General features: G+C 62.3%; 19 protein-coding genes. 11 read left to right on the top strand and 8 right to left on the bottom strand.

All coding sequences use genetic code 11. The features are described 5' to 3' along the window. Window positions 1-178: 178 nt before the first annotated feature. Genes YQ44_RS27275 through YQ44_RS27265 form a run of 3 tightly spaced genes read right to left on the bottom strand, consistent with a single transcriptional unit; the run spans window position 179 to window position 2,404 of the window. Window positions 179-1,126, bottom strand: a complete 948-nt coding sequence (locus tag YQ44_RS27275; protein WP_071326042.1) for a FecR family protein — start codon at window positions 1,124-1,126, stop codon at window positions 179-181. Further along, window positions 1,119-1,676 carry an RNA polymerase sigma factor gene (locus YQ44_RS27270; RefSeq protein ID WP_071326041.1) on the bottom strand — a complete coding sequence of 186 codons (558 nt, stop codon included), beginning with the start codon at window positions 1,674-1,676 and terminating at the stop codon, window positions 1,119-1,121. The genes YQ44_RS27275 and YQ44_RS27270 overlap by 8 nt, the downstream gene beginning before the upstream one ends. 2 nt (window positions 1,677-1,678) lie before the next feature. After that, window positions 1,679-2,404 carry a secretin and TonB N-terminal domain-containing protein gene (locus tag YQ44_RS27265; protein WP_083412065.1) on the bottom strand — a complete coding sequence of 242 codons (726 nt, stop codon included), beginning with the start codon at window positions 2,402-2,404 and terminating at the stop codon, window positions 1,679-1,681. A gap of 215 nt (window positions 2,405-2,619) precedes the next feature. On the opposite strand from YQ44_RS27265, the gene YQ44_RS27260 reads away from it, so the two are divergent. The 5 genes from YQ44_RS27260 (at window position 2,620) to YQ44_RS27240 (ending at window position 6,927) form a co-directional block, all read left to right on the top strand. Beyond that, window positions 2,620-2,985 (top strand): hypothetical protein, encoded by a 366-nt coding sequence (locus YQ44_RS27260; protein ID WP_071326040.1) that lies wholly within the window; start codon window positions 2,620-2,622, stop codon window positions 2,983-2,985. A 94-nt stretch (window positions 2,986-3,079) separates the two neighbouring features. Beyond that, window positions 3,080-5,428: a Tex family protein gene (locus YQ44_RS27255; RefSeq protein WP_071326039.1), complete on the top strand. Its 2,349-nt coding sequence runs from the start codon at window positions 3,080-3,082 to the stop codon at window positions 5,426-5,428. A gap of 4 nt (window positions 5,429-5,432) precedes the next feature. Continuing rightward, window positions 5,433-5,903 (top strand): GNAT family N-acetyltransferase, encoded by a 471-nt coding sequence (locus YQ44_RS27250; RefSeq protein WP_071326038.1) that lies wholly within the window; start codon window positions 5,433-5,435, stop codon window positions 5,901-5,903. Window positions 5,904-6,008: 105 nt separating this feature from the next. Then, complete coding sequence (gene grxD / locus YQ44_RS27245; protein ID WP_034753766.1) at window positions 6,009-6,320, top strand: Grx4 family monothiol glutaredoxin; 312 nt, start codon at window positions 6,009-6,011, stop codon at window positions 6,318-6,320. Beyond that, window positions 6,313-6,927 carry a UbiX family flavin prenyltransferase gene (locus YQ44_RS27240; RefSeq protein ID WP_071326037.1) on the top strand — a complete coding sequence of 205 codons (615 nt, stop codon included), beginning with the start codon at window positions 6,313-6,315 and terminating at the stop codon, window positions 6,925-6,927. Before grxD ends, YQ44_RS27240 begins: the two co-directional genes overlap by 8 nt. 167 nt (window positions 6,928-7,094) lie before the next feature. On the opposite strand, the gene YQ44_RS27235 is transcribed toward YQ44_RS27240, so the two are convergent. From YQ44_RS27235 to YQ44_RS29215, 3 genes are all read right to left on the bottom strand, one after another. After that, complete coding sequence (locus YQ44_RS27235) at window positions 7,095-7,421, bottom strand: hypothetical protein (RefSeq protein WP_071326036.1); 327 nt, start codon at window positions 7,419-7,421, stop codon at window positions 7,095-7,097. Window positions 7,422-7,510: 89 nt separating this feature from the next. Next, complete coding sequence (locus YQ44_RS28505; RefSeq protein ID WP_034753756.1) at window positions 7,511-7,918, bottom strand: hypothetical protein; 408 nt, start codon at window positions 7,916-7,918, stop codon at window positions 7,511-7,513. A gap of 88 nt (window positions 7,919-8,006) precedes the next feature. After that, window positions 8,007-8,402 (bottom strand): hypothetical protein, encoded by a 396-nt coding sequence (locus YQ44_RS29215; protein WP_156894986.1) that lies wholly within the window; start codon window positions 8,400-8,402, stop codon window positions 8,007-8,009. A gap of 208 nt (window positions 8,403-8,610) precedes the next feature. Here YQ44_RS29215 and YQ44_RS27230 point away from each other — a divergent pair, with 208 nt between their 5' ends. From YQ44_RS27230 to YQ44_RS27205, 6 genes are all read left to right on the top strand, one after another. Continuing rightward, on the top strand, window positions 8,611-9,039 hold the full coding sequence (locus YQ44_RS27230) for a MerR family transcriptional regulator (protein WP_071326035.1): 429 nt from the start codon (window positions 8,611-8,613) through the stop codon (window positions 9,037-9,039). A gap of 135 nt (window positions 9,040-9,174) precedes the next feature. Next, the gene (locus YQ44_RS27225) at window positions 9,175-10,359 is read left to right on the top strand and encodes an isovaleryl-CoA dehydrogenase (RefSeq protein ID WP_071326034.1); all 1,185 of its coding nucleotides are present in this window, start codon (window positions 9,175-9,177) and stop codon (window positions 10,357-10,359) included. A 54-nt stretch (window positions 10,360-10,413) separates the two neighbouring features. Further along, entirely contained in the window at window positions 10,414-12,255 is a 1,842-nt protein-coding gene (gene aceK / locus YQ44_RS27220; RefSeq protein ID WP_071326033.1) for a bifunctional isocitrate dehydrogenase kinase/phosphatase, read from the top strand. Further along, window positions 12,248-13,444, top strand: coding sequence for an acetyl-CoA C-acyltransferase (locus YQ44_RS27215; protein WP_071326032.1), 1,197 nt, complete (start codon window positions 12,248-12,250; stop codon window positions 13,442-13,444). Before aceK ends, YQ44_RS27215 begins: the two co-directional genes overlap by 8 nt. A gap of 72 nt (window positions 13,445-13,516) precedes the next feature. After that, window positions 13,517-14,185, top strand: a complete 669-nt coding sequence (locus tag YQ44_RS27210; RefSeq protein WP_071326031.1) for an SDR family oxidoreductase — start codon at window positions 13,517-13,519, stop codon at window positions 14,183-14,185. 38 nt (window positions 14,186-14,223) lie between these two features. Continuing rightward, window positions 14,224-15,351: an acyl-CoA dehydrogenase family protein gene (locus tag YQ44_RS27205; RefSeq protein ID WP_071326030.1), complete on the top strand. Its 1,128-nt coding sequence runs from the start codon at window positions 14,224-14,226 to the stop codon at window positions 15,349-15,351. 477 nt (window positions 15,352-15,828) lie between these two features. On the opposite strand, the gene YQ44_RS27200 is transcribed toward YQ44_RS27205, so the two are convergent. Both YQ44_RS27200 and YQ44_RS27195 read right to left on the bottom strand, forming a co-directional pair. Further along, window positions 15,829-16,749 carry a YihY/virulence factor BrkB family protein gene (locus tag YQ44_RS27200; RefSeq protein ID WP_232251004.1) on the bottom strand — a complete coding sequence of 307 codons (921 nt, stop codon included), beginning with the start codon at window positions 16,747-16,749 and terminating at the stop codon, window positions 15,829-15,831. Window positions 16,750-16,822: 73 nt separating this feature from the next. After that, complete coding sequence (locus tag YQ44_RS27195) at window positions 16,823-17,902, bottom strand: S66 peptidase family protein (RefSeq protein WP_071326029.1); 1,080 nt, start codon at window positions 17,900-17,902, stop codon at window positions 16,823-16,825. Between the last annotated feature and the right edge of the window lie 52 nt (window positions 17,903-17,954).

Genomic DNA, 17,954 nt, shown 5'->3' with positions numbered 1-17,954 from the left:
TGACCGATATCGCGAGTCGGCGCGCGGCACGCACGGGGGCGGGCGGCAGGCACTGTTTCGCGGCTTCCAGCAGCATTGACAGGGGACAAGGTCCGGGACTGCAAAAGGTCATGAAAATGTCATAAATGGCGCAGTGCCTTGGCGCGCCGCCCTGACACGACGCCAGCACGGCCAGGCACTAGCCAAACAGCACGATGCCGCCAGGCAAGCGCGTCACGCGCGCGCCATACGCATCCTGGATCAGGGCGATCACATCGTCGAGGCGGTCGAGCGAGAAACTGGCTTGCACGCGGGTCTTGCCCAGCGCATCGCCGTTCAAGATGAGCTTGCCGGGACGGTAGCGGTTGACTTCGGCCACCACCTCGGCCAGCGTGCTTTGTTTGAACACCAGCAGGCGCTGACGCCAGGCGCTGACGTCGCCGCCATTCACGGCGCGCGCGATGCCGAAATGCTCGGGCCGGTAGCGCAACTGCTCGCCGGCGGCCAGTTCCGCGTCGTTACCGCCCTGCACCACACGCAGCCGGCCCGCCAGGCATGTCACGCACACTTCCTGGCCGAACAGCCGGATATTGAAGCGCGCGCTGCCGGCCGACACCGTGCCGTCGCCGGCCTGCACGCGCACGCGCGCCGCGCCGCGTGAACCTGCCTGGAATTCGGCCTCGCCGGCCAGCAATACCAGCGCCGCCGCCCCATCGTGCAGGGGCGCCGCGTCGAGGCGCGTCTGCGTATTCATTTGCACCAGCACGCCGCCGTCCAGCGCCAGCGCGCGCTGCTCGCCCGTGCCGGTGGCGTAATCGGCGCCCAGGCCCGCCACGGCTGGCCACAGGTCTGTGGGCGGGCGCAGCACCAGCACGCCCAGCGAGGCGGCCACGGCGCCGCCGAGCCAGGCGCGCCGCGCCGTATTCACCGGCTGCTGCGCCCGCTTGACGGCGCGCGCGGCCGGCGCCATGGCGCCCCACACGGCGCGCGCCTCGGCAAACGCCGTCGCATGCGCGCGGCTGCGCGCGCACCAGTGGCGAAACACTTGCGCGTCGCGCTCGCTGACCTGGCCCGATGCCAGACGCACCACCCAAGCCTGCGCTTCCTTCTGGATGACACCCATGTCGTCTTCCGCTTGTTCAATCATGATGTTTAGACGTTTTTCCCGCGCCGGGACCGAAGCGTTGAATGAAATCGCGTCCCATGCGCTCGCAGCAATGTTCGAGTCCGGCGCGCAATTCCTTCTCCACCGTGCGGGCGGAAATGCCGAAACGCTCGGCGATGTCGCGGTGCGGCAACTGGTCGACGCGGGCGGCGATGACGATGGCGCGCCGGCGTTTCGGCAATTCCTGCAGGGCCCGCTCCAGTTCTTCGAGCTCGGCGCGCGCGCTGAAGGTGCGGGCCGGGTCGGCCAACTCATCGGCCATCTCGTACAACTCGTCGATATCGGGCAGGCTGAGCAGGCGCGCGTTGTCGCGGCGTTGATCTTCCGCAATGTTGATGGCGATGCGCATCAGATACGCGGATGGATAGCTGATCGCTTCGGGCGCGTTCATCCGCTCCACCCGCAAATACGTCTCGTGCAGCGCGTCATTGGCCAGGTCTTCCGAGCCCAGGCGGCGCTGCAGGTGGCGGCGAAACTGGCCGTAGCGCTCGAGGAACAGCTTGCGCAAGGTAGCTTTCAGCAAATCCGACATGCTCAGGACGCCCCGGCCAGCGACAGATACGGCGCGCAATCGGCAGCGGGATCGGGCCGCGGCGTCAGCAATATCGTCAGCGGCTGCGGCAGGTTCGCCGGCGGCGCGCCATCCATCAGCAGGCTGCGCAGGCGCTGCAGCACGGCGCGGTCGCGCTGCGCCACGCCGCTCGCTTCGAGCACATGCACGGCGCGCACCTTGCCCCGCTCATCAAGCCACAGCTGGAAGGCCAGGCGGTAGCGGCCGAAGGCATCCGGATGCAAGCGGCACAGGGCGCGCGTGAGCGAGCGCTGCAGCACGGCCGCATACGCCTGCAGGGCCAGGCCGGCGGGGGCGGCCTCAGGCAATGGGGGCGCCGCCGGCGCTGCGGCGGGCAGCGCCAGCAAGGTAAACGCATTGCTGCCGCTGAAACGCACGCCCAGCTGCGTGCCCACCAGCAAGCGCTGCAGCGCTTCGGCCGGCGTGTAGTCGCCGCGCACGGGCGCCGCCATGCGCCCCGCCGCCAGGTCGCTGCTGACCAGCACGGAATAGCCGGTGATTTCGCCAAATGCCACCAGGGCCGCGTCCAGTGGCTGCGCGGGCAAGTCGAAGCGCACGCTGGCCTGCGCGCCGGCGTCGCTGCCGTCAGCGCCGGCGGCTGGCCGCACGAATGTCATCAATGTCATCAGCAAACAGGCCGACAGGGCCAGGGCATTGCCCGTTGCGGTGCGACGGTGGGTGCGTGTCATTTTCCAGGAACATCAACGAAAAGCCTGCTTGTGGAGTGTCTTAACTGCAATGTTGCCTGCAGAATGGCAAGATAGTAGCTTCGCAACATGACAACTGCATGACATGGCGCACGCCCGCATGGCGGCCTGTGTCATCGTTGCGACACATGGACTTGCTATGCTGGCGGCGTATTGAATCGTTCATTAATCGCCCATTCACCGTTCCGGGAGCCAGCATGGCACGCCTGTTCTTGACCGTACTACTGGCTTGCGCCACCGTGCCCGCGCAGGCGGACGAGCACACCGTCGTCGTGCAGGCGGCCGCGCCCGAGAAGGGCTGCGTGGAGGTGGAAGTGAACGGCAAGCGCGAACAATCCATGTCTTGCCTGAGCGAAAAATTGCTGCCACCACACAGTGCCAAGTCGCAACGTCCGCCCACGCTATCGGGGGCGGAAAGCAATCTGCAGCGGCCGTCTAACCAGCTGGGCCTGTACAACCGCGCCGCGCTGGAGCACCGCATGGGCAATGCCTTCGGCAAATCCGTCACGCCGCAGCGACCGCCAGCGCCAGCGCCCGCCAGCCCGCTGCTGCCGCCGAGCTAGGCGTGTTGTCAACGCACAGTCCATTTGCGCTGTCAAGATTGCGCAATCGCGCCGATTGCGTATCATTCCAGGCTTGATCGCTCTGGAAACAACCATGCTGCCCACTATCGAACAACGCCTTGCCCTTGAACTTGCCGCCAAACCGGTGCAGGTTGCCGCCGCCATCGAACTGCTCGACGAAGGCGCCACCGTGCCCTTCATCGCCCGTTACCGCAAGGAAGCGACCGGCGGCCTCGACGATATCCAGCTGCGCCTGCTCGAAGAGCGCTTGCGCTACCTGCGCGAGCTGGAAGAGCGGCGCGCCGCCATCGTCGCCTCGATCACGGAACAGAACAAGATGACGCCCGCGCTGCTCGACGCCGTCATGCACGCGGAAGACAAGACGCGCCTGGAAGATTTGTACCTGCCGTACAAGCAGAAGCGCCGCACGAAGGCGCAGATCGCCATCGAAGCGGGCCTGATGCCGCTGGCCGACGGCTTGCTGGACAATCCGGAACTGACGCCGGAAATGGAAGCGGGCAAGTTCCTGCGCGATGCGTTTACTAGTGCCGACGGCAACAACCCCGGCGTGGCCGACACCAAGGCGGCCCTCGACGGCGCGCGCCAGATCCTGATGGAGCGTTTCGCCGAAGACGCGACCCTGCTGCAAACCTTGCGCGAATACGTGCAGGAACATGGCATCGTCGAATCGAAAGTGGTGGAAGGCAAGCAGGACGAAGGCGAAAAATTCGCCGATTACTTCGATTACTCGGAAACCATTGCCACAGTCCCTTCGCACCGCGCGCTGGCGCTGCTGCGCGGCCGCCGCGAAGGCATCCTCGACGTCACCCTGCGCCTGGACACGGAAGCGGAAAAACCGAAATGGGATGCGCCGCATAATCCATGCGAAGGCCGCATCGCCGCCCGCTTCGGCATCAAGCAATTGGGACGCCCGGCCGACAAATGGCTGGCCGACACGGCGCGCTGGACCTGGCGCGTGAAAAGCTTCATGCACCTGGAAACGGAATTGATGGGCGCGCTGCGCGAACGCTCGGAACTGGACGCCATCAACGTCTTTGCCACCAATTTGAAAGCGCTGCTGCTGGCCGCGCCGGCCGGCCAGCGCGCCACCATGGGCCTCGATCCTGGCCTGCGCACGGGCGTCAAGGTGGCCGTGGTCGACGCCACCGGCAAGGTCGTCGACACGGCCGTGATCTACCCGCACCAGCCGAAGAACGACTGGGATGGCTCGCTGCACACCCTGGGCCGTCTGGCCGCCAAGCACAATGTATCGCTCATTTCCATCGGCAACGGTACCGCCTCGCGCGAAACGGACAAGCTGGCGCAGGACTTGATCAAGCAGCACCCGGAAGCGAAGATGACGAAGATCGTCGTCTCGGAAGCGGGCGCGTCGGTGTACTCGGCGTCCGAATTCGCCTCGAAGGAATTGCCGGACATGGATGTGTCCTTGCGCGGCGCCGTGTCGATCGCGCGCCGCCTGCAAGACCCGCTGGCCGAGCTGGTCAAGATCGACCCGAAATCGATCGGCGTCGGCCAATACCAGCATGACGTGAGTCAAAGCCAGCTGGCCCGTTCGCTCGATGCCGTGGTGGAAGATTGCGTAAACGCCGTGGGCGTGGACGTGAATACGGCCTCGGCGCCGCTGCTGGCGCGCGTCTCCGGCCTGTCGGCCAGCGTGGCGCAAAGCATCGTCACCTACCGCGACATGAAGGGCGCGTTCACTTCGCGCGCGGCCTTGAAGGCCGTGCCGCGCCTGGGCGACAAGACGTACGAGCAGGCGGCCGGCTTCCTGCGCGTGATGGGCGGCGAAAACCCGCTCGACGCGTCCGCCGTCCACCCGGAATCGTACCCGCTGGTGGAAAAAATCCTGGCCGACATCAAGAAGGACATCAAGGCCGTCATCGGCGAAACGGCGCTGCTGAAAACCTTGAGCCCGGCAAAATACGCGGATGACACCTTCGGCGTGCCGACCATCTCCGATATCCTGAAAGAGCTGGAAAAGCCGGGCCGCGACCCGCGTCCGGAATTCACGACGGCCACCTTCAAGGAAGGCGTGGAAGAGATCCGCGACCTGCGTCCCGACATGATCCTCGAGGGCGTGGTCACCAACGTGGCCGCCTTTGGCGCCTTCGTCGACATCGGCGTGCACCAGGATGGCCTCGTGCACATCTCGGCCCTGTCGAACACCTTCGTGAAAGACCCGCACACGGTGGTGAAGGCGGGCCAGGTCGTGCGCGTGAAGGTGCTGGAAGTCGATGAAAAGCGCAAGCGCATCGCCCTGACCATGCGCCTGACGGACAGCGCGCCGCAGGCCGGCAGCAAGCCCGAGCAGCGTGGCGACCGCAACGACCGCCGCAGCATGGCGCAGCACCAGTCGCAGTCGCGCAACGCACCCGAGCCGGCCGGCAGCATGGCCGCCGCGTTCGCCAAGCTGCGCGGTTAAGTCCATGGCCGCCGGGCATGACCTTGTCATCCTGGCGGTGGATGCCGCCAGCCTGGATGCCCGGCTGCTGCTCGATGAATTATCGGCAGCATTGCTGCGCATCAATGGCGACAGCGGCCGTTCCTCGTTCGATATCGAAGCGGCAACGCCGCGCGGCGGCTTTTATCTGGCCCGCGATGCGACCGGAGAATTGCTGGGCTGCGCCGCCCTGCGGCCGCTGGGCGAGCCAGACAGCGCCATAGGCGAACTCAAGCGCATGTATGCGCGCCCGGGCGCCGCTGGCGTGGGCGCGGCCCTGCTGGCCCATGTGGAAGCGCAGGCGCGCCGGCACGGCTATGCGCGGCTGCACCTGTCTACCCGCGTGGCCAATGCCCGCGCCGTGGCGTTTTATGCGAAACACGGTTATGCGCCTGTCGCTGCCTGGGGCAAATACGTGGGCGCGGCGCAATCGACGTGCCTGGGCAAGCCCGTATAGGCATCAGCGTGGCTGACTTGCCCGATTTATGACCTGAGCGCATACCCGTGGCGGCGTTTTCTTATAAAATGACGCCATCTATTTATTTACCCATCAGAGGCAGCTATGAGCGACGTACAAACCTGGATCAAAGAAACCGTGACGAACACGCCGGTCGTGCTGTTCATGAAGGGCACGGCCCAGTTCCCGCAGTGCGGCTTTTCCGGCCGCGCCATCCAGATCCTGAAAGCGTGCGGCGTGGAAAACATCGCCACCGTCAACGTGCTGGACGACCCGGAAGTACGCCAGGGCATCAAGGATTACTCGAACTGGCCGACCATTCCGCAGCTGTATGTCAAAGGCGAGTTCATCGGTGGTTCCGATATCATGAATGAAATGTTTGAATCGGGCGAACTGAAGTCCCTGCTCGATGCCTGATAGCCAGCAGCAGCGGCCGCGGCGTATCGTCATTGCCATCACGGGCGCCACGGGCGCCGTGTATGGCTTGCGGCTGTTGCAATTGCTCGGCGCCATCCCCGGCGTCGAGACGCACCTGGTGTTGTCGGATGCGGCCGTATTGACCCTGCACCAGGAAACGGGCGTGGGGCGCAAGGACATCGAAGCGCAGGCGCACGTGGTGCACAAGCTGCGCGACATCGGCGCCTCGATCGCCAGCGGTTCGTTCCAGTCCGATGGTATGGTCATCGCACCGTGCTCGATGAAGACCCTGGCGGCCGTGGCCCATGGCTTGTCGGATAATCTGATCACGCGAGCCGCCGATGTGGTGCTCAAGGAGCGCCGGCGCCTGATCCTGATGGTGCGCGAAACGCCGTTCAACCTGGCGCACCTGCGCAATATGACGGCCGTGACGGAAATGGGCGGCATCATCTTCCCCCCATTGCCCAGCTTTTATCACCACCCGCACAGCATTGCGCAAATGGTCGACCATACGGTGGCGCGCGTCATCGACCTGCTCGGCATCGAGCACGGCCTGGCGCCACGGTGGAACGGCCTGAAAGCCCCTGACCAGTCAGCGACAGACTGAAAAACTACGTGGCGGACGACGCACGTCACGCTGCCTGACAAAAGCGTAGCGGGCGGCAGCGGGGCTCGGCGCCCCCTTGTGGCCCAGAAGCGCAACCGTGCTGAAGCACGGTGAGCATCGCCGGCCGCAAAGCGCGACGCACTGCAGCCTTGCTCAGGCATCCACCACTAGCGTTTTTCGAACTGCATGGCACTGGCCTGCTTCAAATCCCTGGCTTCTTCAACCATCCTGCGGTGGGCGATCCGTTTGCGCATCACTTCCGCATGTTGCGCGGCAGTCATGGGAGGCACGGTCATCAAGTCCTTCAGCTGCGCGGTATTGCTGTAGTTACTTTTCATAAGACGGCTCAAGTGCTCGGCTCCGTAGTGGATGAACTGGCTGTTTCTGATGTGATTATGCGCTGGTATTGTCCGCTGCGCCGCCGCAGGCGGGATTATTGTCAAATAATTCCGCTGCAGCGCAACATGCGAGGTCTTATTGTGCGGCAAAATCATGTCTCCAGTATGACTCTGCGCAAATAAAAGAACAGGGGATGCGCCATCGGCGAAAAGCGGATGGCGCCGGCCAGGAAAGGCCTGAAGGCTTACTTTTGGTAGTTGACTCTTACCAGCATGCGAATAAATTCACGCGCGATTTGACGATGATGTTCATCTAATCTTTGCAAATCGGCAATTAATTTCACATCGGCGGACTCAAAACGCGACAAGGCGCTGCCCGCTTCACCATTCGGCGTGGCACTTTCTGGCCCGCCAAAGCGCAACCATTCCGCCGGCACGCCCAGCCATTGGGCAATCATGCGCAATTTCTCTTGCGTGGGAATTGCTTCACCTACTAACCATTTCCTAGCTGCATGCACGGTAATCGGGCGCCCGTCGAAACGGATATTGAATTCCCGGGCCAGTCTGGTCGGGCTGTCTGGAGAATAATGGGCGTTTTTGAGAGCCAACTGAAGTCGCTGGCTGAAGCTTTCGCGTTCGTTAGAAGAATTCATAGGTGTACTATTTCATGTTGTAACATGAAAGTCAGTTTCTTGAATGACCATACAGATTGTTACATTTGAAAATTGCATTAATTAACAATTAACACTCCAGCCTGGCTTTTCCGATGAAAAACTGGGCCGAATTTTCTCTTGTGATCCTGCGTGGCTTCGGGTCAAATTCGCGGCTGGCCTTGATTTTCGCACTGCAGCACGATTCAAAGCCTCGGTTTGGCACTACAACGTACGGTATCGGATAATGCCCGCCTCTACCGATTCGCGCAATGCTCATGTAATACAATTTCTTGTAGACAAAGTTTTCAGAAGCGCCATGTTGTTTCCAATAAAGAAACAATAAGGTCGGCGTTTTCATAGTGAAACGTTGTTTTTTGGTCGTGCATATTGGCATAGCGCAACGTGCAAAAATTTTACTGCCATCGTAGCGAAAAAAATGTCGCCATACCGCCAAGAAAGCTCTTTTTGGTGTCATGTTGGCCACCAACTCTCGATCTTAAGCCCGTTTGTGCGGGAAGAATCAATTTATTTTCAGTAACTGTTGCCTTATTCGCCAAATCACGGCGCCAGCGCCCCCTTTTTTCTTTGTTGCAGCACGGGCAAGGCACGCTACAATAGTATTGACGTTGACGTAAACGGCACTTTGCCGCCCAGCCTGCCTTGCAGCGCACCGACTTTTCTACCGACCACCCATGCAACCATCACCGCCCGCACCAACGACGACCTACACCATTACCGAACTGGCGCGGGAGTTCGACATCACGGCGCGCGCCATCCGTTTCTATGAAGACCAGGGCTTGCTCAGCCCGAAGCGCGAAGGCGCGGGCGGGCGCAGCCGCGTCTACACGCCGCGCGACCGCACGCGACTGAAACTGACCCTGCGCGGCAAGCGCCTGGGCCTGGCACTGTCGGAAATCAAGAGCCTGGTCGACATGTATGAGTCGCCGAAGGACACGCGCGCGCAGATGGACCGCTTCCTCGGCGTGCTGGCGCAGCATCGCCAGACCCTGGAGCAGCAGCGCATCGACATCGAAATGGCGCTGGCGGAAATCAGTTCGCACGAGGAAGCCTGTGCGCGCATGCTGGCGGACTTGAACGATGGCAAGGTGGCCACGCTGTAAGACATGGGCGCAAGCTGGCCCGTGCCGCTTGACGCGCTTCACTTTACGTTTACGTAAACGTCACAACTGAGTATCATAGCTTCCACGACCCGGCATCCATGACCGCCACACCATAACGAAGATTACGAGGACGACATGCTCCATCTCCCAGGCTTGACCTTTGACCACGGCGACGACATCGCCGCGCTAAGAGTAGCGATCCAACAATTTGCCGCCGCCGAAATCGCGCCGCGCGCGGCTGAAATCGACCGCACGGACCAGTTCCCGATGGACCTGTGGCGCAAGATGGGCGACATGGGCTTGCTCGGCATTACCGTCAGCGAAGAATACGGCGGCGCCGGCATGGGCTACCTGGCGCACATCATCGCCATGGAAGAAATCTCGCGCGCCTCGGCCTCCGTCGGCCTGTCGTACGGCGCCCACTCGAACCTGTGCGTAAACCAGATCAAGCGCAACGGCACGGCCGAGCAAAAAGCCAAGTACTTGCCGAAACTCATCACCGGCGAGCACATCGGTGCGCTGGCCATGTCGGAACCGAACGCCGGTTCGGACGTCGTCAGCATGAAGCTGCGCGCCGACTTCAAGGGCGACCGCTGGGTCTTGAACGGCACCAAGATGTGGATCACCAACGGCCCCGACGCGGACGTGCTGGTGGTGTACGCGAAGAACGACCTGGAAGCGGGTCCGCGCGGCATGACGGCGTTCCTGATTGAAAAGAATTTCAAGGGTTTCTCCATCGCGCAAAAGCTCGACAAGCTGGGCATGCGCGGTTCACACACGGGCGAACTGGTGTTCCAGGATTGCGAAGTGCCGGCCGAAAACGTGCTGGGTGGCCTGGGCAAGGGCGTCAACGTGCTGATGTCGGGCCTCGATTTCGAGCGCACCGTGCTGTCCGGCGGCCCGCTGGGCATCATGCAGGCGTGCATGGACCTGGTCGTGCCCTACGTGCATGACCGCAAGCAATTCGGCCAGCCCATCGGCGAATTCCAATTGATGCAGGGCAAACTGGCCGACATGTATTCGACCATGATGGCGTGCAAGGCTTATGTCTACGCCGTGGGCCAGGCCTGCGACCGCGCCACCACGCCGGAAGCCGTGCGCCAGCTGCGCAAGGATGCGGCCGGCGCGATTCTGTATAGTGCGGAGAAGGCGACCTGGATGGCCGGCGAGGCGATCCAGGCCCTGGGCGGCAACGGCTACATCAATGAGTATCCGGCCGGCCGCCTGTGGCGCGACGCCAAGCTGTACGAAATCGGCGCCGGCACCAGCGAAATCCGCCGCATGCTGATCGGCCGCGAACTGTTTGCGGAAACCAAGTAAAGCACAGGTGCGCGGATGTCGACTGGGTAATGGTGTATTCATGCGAGCAAACCAATGACGCAAATAGCCTTCCCCAAACTGCTGTCTTCGCAGATTGCATTCGATATCGCGCGCACCATCCGCGACGGCTTCGACAAGCATTACCGCCTGTTCCGTGAAACGAGCCAGCACGCCAAGCAATATTTCGAGCAAGGCGCCTGGGCCGCGGCACAGCAGGCGGCCCGCGAACGCATCGGCTTTTACGACAAGCGCGTGCAGGAATGCGTGCAGATGCTCGAAGATGAGTACGAAGAGTCGGAGTTGAGCGACGAAGTATGGCGCGAGCTCAAGCTGCACTACATCGGCATGCTGAGCGACCACAAGCAGCCGGAACTGGCGGAAACCTTCTTCAATTCCGTCTGCTGCAACATCCTGCACCGCACATATTTTCACAATGACTACATTTTCGTGCGTCCCGTCGTTTCCACGGAATACATCGAAACGGAAGAGCTGGTCCCCACTTACCGCGTGTATTACCCAAGCAAGGATGGCTTGCGCTACACCCTGAAGCGCATGGTGACGAATTTCCAGCTGAACTGCGAGTTTGCCAACCTCGACCGCGACGTGACCCAGGTGGAAGCGCGATTGCACCAGCTGTTCGGCGGCGACAAGCTCGAACCGAACCACCAGATCCAGGTCCTGACCAGTCTGTTCTATCGCAACAAGGGTGCCTATCTGGTCGGCAAAGGCATCAACGGCAACCGCGAATACCCTTTCGTCGTGCCCATCCTGCACAACCGGCACGCCAAGCTGGTCCTCGATACGGTGCTGTTCGAGCACCAGCAGATCGCCGTGCTGTTCTCGTTTACGCGCGCCTATTTCCTGGCCGATATGGAAGTGCCGTCAGCCTATGTGCAATTCCTGCGTAGTTTGCTGCCGCGCAAGCCGCGCAGCGAAATTTATACGATACTGGGCTTGCAAAAGCAGGGCAAGACGCTGTTTTACCGCGACTACCTGCAGCATTTGAAGCACAGCTCGGACCACTTCGAGATCGCCCCCGGCATCCGCGGCATGGTGATGCTGGTGTTTGCGCTGCCGTCGTTTCCTTACGTGTTCAAGGTGATCAAGGATTTCTTTCCGCCACCGAAGGAAACCACGCGCGCGCAGGTCAAGGAAAAGTACCTGCTGGTCAAGCACCACGATAGGGTGGGCCGCATGGCCGACACGCTCGAGTATTCGAACGTGGCGTTTCCGCGCGCGCGCTTTGCCGAGGAACTGCTGGCTGAACTCAAGCATTTTGCACCGTCGCTGGTCGAGGAAGACCGCGAGCAGATCATCATTCGCCACCTGTACATCGAGCGGCGCATGGTGCCGCTGAACATGTGGCTCAGCAATGCCGAAAAGGACGGCCGCGCCGACCTCGTCGAGCATGGCATCGTCGAGTACGGCAACGCCATCAAGGAATTGGTGGCGGCGAATATTTTCCCTGGCGACATGCTGTACAAGAACTTTGGCGTGACAGGTCATCAGCGTGTCGTTTTTTACGATTACGATGAGATCGAGTACATCACCGATTGCCAGTTCCGCGTCATTCCCGAGGCGCGCACGGAGGAAGAAGAAATGTCGGCCGAACCGTGGTATCCCATCGGCAAGAACGATGTGTTTCCCGAGCAATTCGGTCGCTTCCTGCTGGGCAATCCGCGCATCCGCAGCTACTTCATGCAGCACCATGCCGAGCTGCTGACGGCCGCCTACTGGCAGGCGCGCAAGCAGCGCATCCTCGATGGCCATATCGAGGACGTCTTTCCCTATCCGCAGCACATCCGTTTTTGTTACCAATCGCAGCACCCAGGCCCGGCGCCAGCAGCGCCAGCACCGCCTTTCAATCACTTAACAATGGAGATCCACCATGAATGACCCAGTCGTAATCGTCGGTGCCGCGCGCACTCCCATGGGCGCCTTCCAGGGCGACTTTGCCAACGTTACCGCCAGCGACCTGGGCGCCGTCGCCATCCGCGCCGCCGTCGAGCGCGCCGGCATCGCGCCGGACGCCGTCGAACACGTGTATTTCGGCAATTGCCTGATGGCCGGCCAGGGCCAGGCGCCCGCGCGCCAGGCCTTGCGCAAGGCCGGCTTGCCGGACTCCACCGGCGCCGTGACCCTGTCCAAGATGTGCGGCTCGGCCATGCAGACGACCATGTTCGCGCACGACACCTTGCTCGCCGGCAGCGCCGACGTGGTGGTGGCGGGCGGCATGGAATCGATGACCAACGCCCCCTACCTGGTGCCGAAGGCGCGCGGCGGCTACCGCATCGGCCACGGCATGATCTACGACCACATGATGATGGATGGCCTGGAAGACGCCTACAGTCGCGATGAAAAGGGCAATGCCCGCTCGATGGGCACGTTTGCAGAGGAGTGCGCCAGCCAATACAGCTTCACGCGCGAAGCGCAGGACGCGTTTGCCATCGAATCCGTGAAACGCGCGCAGGCGGCCACCAAGGATGGCAGCTTCGCATGGGAAATCGTGCCCGTCACCGTCTCCGGCCGCGGCGGCGACACCGTCGTCAGCATCGATGAAGGCCCGCAAAAGGCGCGCCTGGAAAAAATCCCGACCTTGAAGGCCGCCTTCAAGAAAGACGGCACCATCACGGCCGCCTCGTCCTCGTCGATCAACGACGGCGCCGCGGCCCTGGTGCTGATGCGCGAATCGACGGCGAAAAAACTCGGCTGCACCATCATCGCCAAGATCCACGGCCACGCCACGCATGCGCAAGCGCCCAACGAGTTCACCACCGCCCCCATCGGCGCCGTGAAAAAACTGTATGCAAAAACGGGCTGGAGCAGCAGCAATGTCGATCTGTTCGAGATCAATGAAGCATTCGCCGCCGTGCCGATGGCAGCCATGCACGACCTCGACATTCCACACAGCAAGATCAACATCCACGGCGGCGCCTGCGCCCTGGGCCACCCGATCGGCGCCTCGGGCGCGCGCATCATCGTCACCCTGCTGGGCGCCTTGAAAAAAACTGGCGGCAAGCGCGGCGTGGCCGCCCTGTGCATCGGCGGCGGCGAAGCGACGGCGATGGCGATCGAACTGGTATAAGCTACTCCTGAGCACGGGCGCGCACCGCGGTTCACGGTGCGCGCCTTTCATTTTATTTTCAGGGAGAAAGATATGCCTACCGCATTGATCATCGGCGCCTCGCGCGGCATCGGCCACGAAATGGTCCGTCAATACCGTCACGATGGCTGGCGTGTCATCGCCACGGCCCGCAAACCGGACGATTGCGCAGCCCTCCGGCAACTGGGCGCCGAAGCGCACCAGCTCGACGTGACGGATGTGGAAGGCTGTGCCGGCCTGGGCTGGAAACTCGACGATGAAAAGCTCGACGTGGCCATCCTCAATGCGGGCGTGTATGGCCCGCGCCACGACGGTTTTCCCGCGCAGGAAGATTTCGATACGGTCATGCACACGAACGTGCTGGCCGCCATGCGGCTGCTGCCCATCCTGGCGCCGCTGGTGGCCAATGCCAAAGGCAAGCTGGCCGTGCTGTCCTCGCACATGGGTTCCCTGAGCGAACGCGGCAATCCCAGCGGTTCGCTGTACCGCGCCAGCAAGGCGGCCCTCAATTCCGTGCTGATCGACACGGCCCTCGTGCATGGCCCGCAAGGCGTCAGCTGCGTGGCCTTCCATCCGGGCTGGGTACGCACGGACATGGGCGGCGCCGGCGCCGACCTTTCGCCGGAAGAAAGCGCTGCCGGCATCCGCGCCACCCTGGCCAGCCTGCCGGCCACGGACAAGGCCGTGTTCCGCAATTACGATGGCAAGCCCATAGCCTGGTAATTCCACCACACCTATAAAAACAAACGAGACGACGTCCCATGATACTCAATGAAGAACAATCGATGATCCAGGAAGCGCTGCGCAGTTTTTCGCGCGAGCGCCTGGCGCCCAACGCGGCCCGCTGGGACAAGGAACATCATTTCCCGAAAGAAGAACTGCAGGAACTGGCCGCGCTGGGCGCCTTTGGCGTGGCCGTGCCGGAAGCGCTCGGTGGCGCCGGCCTCGACTACGTGTCGCTGGCCCTGGTGCTGGAAGAAATCGCCGCCGGCGATGGCGGCACGTCGACGATCATCTCCGTCAACAATTGCCCCGTCTGCAGCATCGCCATGATGTACGCCAACGATGCGCAACAGGAACAATGGCTGCGCCCGCTGGCGCAAGGCACCATGCTCGGGGCGTTTTGCCTGACGGAACCGCACACGGGCAGCGACGCCTCGGCCCTGCGCACGACGGCCACGCGCGACGGCGATGAATACGTGCTCAACGGCACGAAACAGTTCATTACCAGCGGAAAATATGCGGACGTGGCCATCGTCATGGCCGTCACCGACAAGGCGGCCGGCAAGCGCGGCATCAGCGCCTTCTGGGTGCCGACGAACACGCCGGGCTACATCGTGGCGGGGCTGGAACAGAAGATGGGCCAGCATTCGTCGGACACGGCGCAAATCCTGTTCGACAACTGCCGCATCCCGGCGGAAAACCTGATCGGCGAAGAAGGACAAGGCTACAAGATCGCCCTGTCCGGCCTCGAAGGCGGACGCATCGGCATCGCCTCGCAAGCCGTGGGCATGGCGCGCGCCGCGTACGAAGCGGCGCTAAGCTATGCGCGCGAACGGGAAAGTTTCGGCAAACCCATCTATGAACACCAGGCCGTGCAATTCCGCCTGGCCGACATGGCCACGCAGATCGAAGCGGCGCGGCAACTCATACGCCACGCGGCGGCCATGAAGGATGCGGGCTTGCCGTGCCTGAAGGAAGCGGCCATGGCCAAGCTGTTTGCCTCGGAAATGGCGGAAAAAGTGTGTTCGGACGCCATCCAGGTGCACGGCGGCTACGGTTATGTGTCCGACTTCCCCGTCGAGCGCATCTACCGCGACGTGCGTGTGTGCCAGATTTACGAGGGCACCAGCGATATCCAGAAGATACTCATCGCCAGAGCTTTATAAGCAGGGAAAGAAGGCGCGTGAAGCGGTAAAAGTCCCGGCGCCTTGAGCAACCGTAGCGAGCAAGCTCGATATCGGCTTGAGTAACGCAGCCGTACTGAAGTACGGCGAGTAACGCCGAGTCGAGAGCGGGCTGCGCAGTGGCTTGCTCAACGCGCCAGCCACAGACGAAAAAAAGCCCGCTAAAACGCGGGCTTGTTCCAATGTATTACCAATGCTTTAATCGTGTCATGGACGCCAGTGCTATCTGCAAAGTGCCTCCTGATTTTCGGACTCCCATGCTATCTGCATGGTGACTCCAAGGTGTAGCGACCATCGTATCCGGAATTACAAAATCCATTTCTTCACACTGTCACGCCATCGACATTACACCTGTCGGTCGCCGCGCTGAAACTGGATGGTGAGATAATTTGTTGCCAAACCTCAATCACTGAACGTAGTATAACACAGCTTTTTGTGCGCTGCAATAATCTTTTTAAATCAAGTCCTTAGCGCCAGCGGCTTATCCTCTTGCCCGCCACGGGCCACCCTTTCGTATTCGGAGATGACCTGTGCTCCCAGCAGCAACAGGGTGGCGCCGATTTCCAGGCTGAACATGACGACGATGGCCGTCGTCATCGAGCCATACACGACGTTGACCTGCGACAGGGTGGAAAAATACCAGACTAGCACGTGGCGGGCGATTTCCCACAGCAGGGCCGCCGTCACGCCGCCGATCAGCGCGTGCGTGATCGACAGCCGGCCGACGGGCATGACGAGGTAAATCGAGCTGAGCACGAGAATTTCGCCCGCCAGCCCCAGCAGATACAGCAGCACGCCGGAGACCCCTTCCAGCCCCCAGTCGTGGCGCAAAAAGCGCACGCTTTCCTCGCCCATCACCTGCAGGCTGCCGGCCACCAGGGTGATCAGCAGGATGCCCACACCCAGGCACAGGATGTAGCAGTAGGGGAGCACCGCGGAAATGAGGAAATGGCGGCGGCGGATGGCCACGCGGTGAATGAAGATCACGCTCATGGCGTTTTCCAGCACGGTAAACGCCAGCGAGCTGAAAAACAGCATGGTCAGCAGCAGCAGCCAGCCGATCACGCCCCGGTTGTTGAGGAAATGCGCGACCTCGGCCACGATGGCCTTCGATTGCCCCGGCACCAGCCATTCCAGGTAGTGGCCGATGGTGCGCAACAGCTCGTCTTGCGCGATCACGTGCAACAGGGCCACCACCACCAGCATCAGCAGGGGCACGATGGACAGCAGCGAGTAATACGCGACGGCGCCCGCCAGCAGCAAGCCCTGGTTGGCGCGGAAAGCCTTCAGCACCTGCAGCACGAAGGCCAGCGGATGGCTGAAGATATAGGCGCTGGCGCGGCGGTTGATCATGGGCAAACCGTTCAAGGATGCCGGCATGGCTGAATGCCTTGCCGCACATGCCTCTAGCATACTGACAATCCTCGCGCTGCGCCGTGCGCGAACGAACAGACTAGCTTACGGCCGCTTCCAGCAAGGTCAAGGTTTGCCTGTCCGCATCGAGCGTGGCCAATATGCCCATCGGTATCGTGAACTGGTGGCGGATATGCCCGAACGAATAGCCGCTGACGGCAGGCACGGCCAGGGGCTGCAGATGCTGGTCCAGCGTGGCGTCGAGCGTCAGCGACGTGTCGCCCTCGGCCGCCTCGCAATGCTCGAAGATACCCAGCATCAAGGCCGCCGCCTTGGCAAAACCGACGGACAGGTCGAGCTGGCACAGCATGCGGTCGATGCGGTAAGGCACCTCGTTGATTTCTTCGAGGAACAAGATGTGCTCGCGGAAATCGGCCGCATACGGCGTGCCGGCCAGCGCGCTGACCATGCACAGGTTGCCGCCCGTCAAGCGTCCCGTGGCCTGGCCACCATGCACGGTGCGGATGGCGAAGTTCGGCTCCGTCTGCGCGCGGCGGTGGTTCTCCAGCGCCATCGGGATCGTGTAGCTGTCGTGCGGCGTCATCAGCACGTTTTGCAGCTGCGTCACGGTGTAGTCGGAAAACGTCGACGAGGCCACGGGGCCGTGGAAAGTCACCAAGCCCGTCTGGCGGCCGATGGCCAGGTGCAGGGCCGTGATGTCGGAATAGCCGATCAGCACTTTCGGGTTGCGGCGGATCAAGGCGTAGTCGAGCAGCGCCAGCAGCGAAATGCAGCCGGAGCCGCCGCGGATGGCCCAGATGGCCTTGACTTCGGGGTCGGCGAAGGCCGCATGCAGGTCGTCGAGGCGCTGCTGCACCGTGCCCGCATAGTTGCCGTGCACGGCGCGAATGTTGGCGCCCAGGGTGGTACGCAAGCCCAGCGCTTCGATATTGCGCACGGCCTTGGCGATGGCCTCGTCATCGGTAAAGCCGCCCGGCGCGAGGATGGCGACCAGGTCGCCCTGGCGCAGGCGCGCCGGCTTGATCAATGGATGTTGCTGTTGCATGCGGGTTTCCTTCCCTTGCGCGGCCGCCGCCAACGCCGGTGCGCCTGCCGCCCCCAAGGTGGCGGCCAGCAAGCCGCCGAAGCGGCGCCGGCTGAAATTGGTCTGACTGGACATGCGGCCCTTTCCTGGAATAAAAACGGCGGCGCCAGGCGCCGCCGCACGAGAG

This window comes from Janthinobacterium sp. 1_2014MBL_MicDiv (genome assembly GCF_001865675.1).
Classification (GTDB): domain Bacteria; phylum Pseudomonadota; class Gammaproteobacteria; order Burkholderiales; family Burkholderiaceae_D; genus Janthinobacterium.
This window is presented reverse-complemented; position numbering and strand designations above follow the sequence as displayed.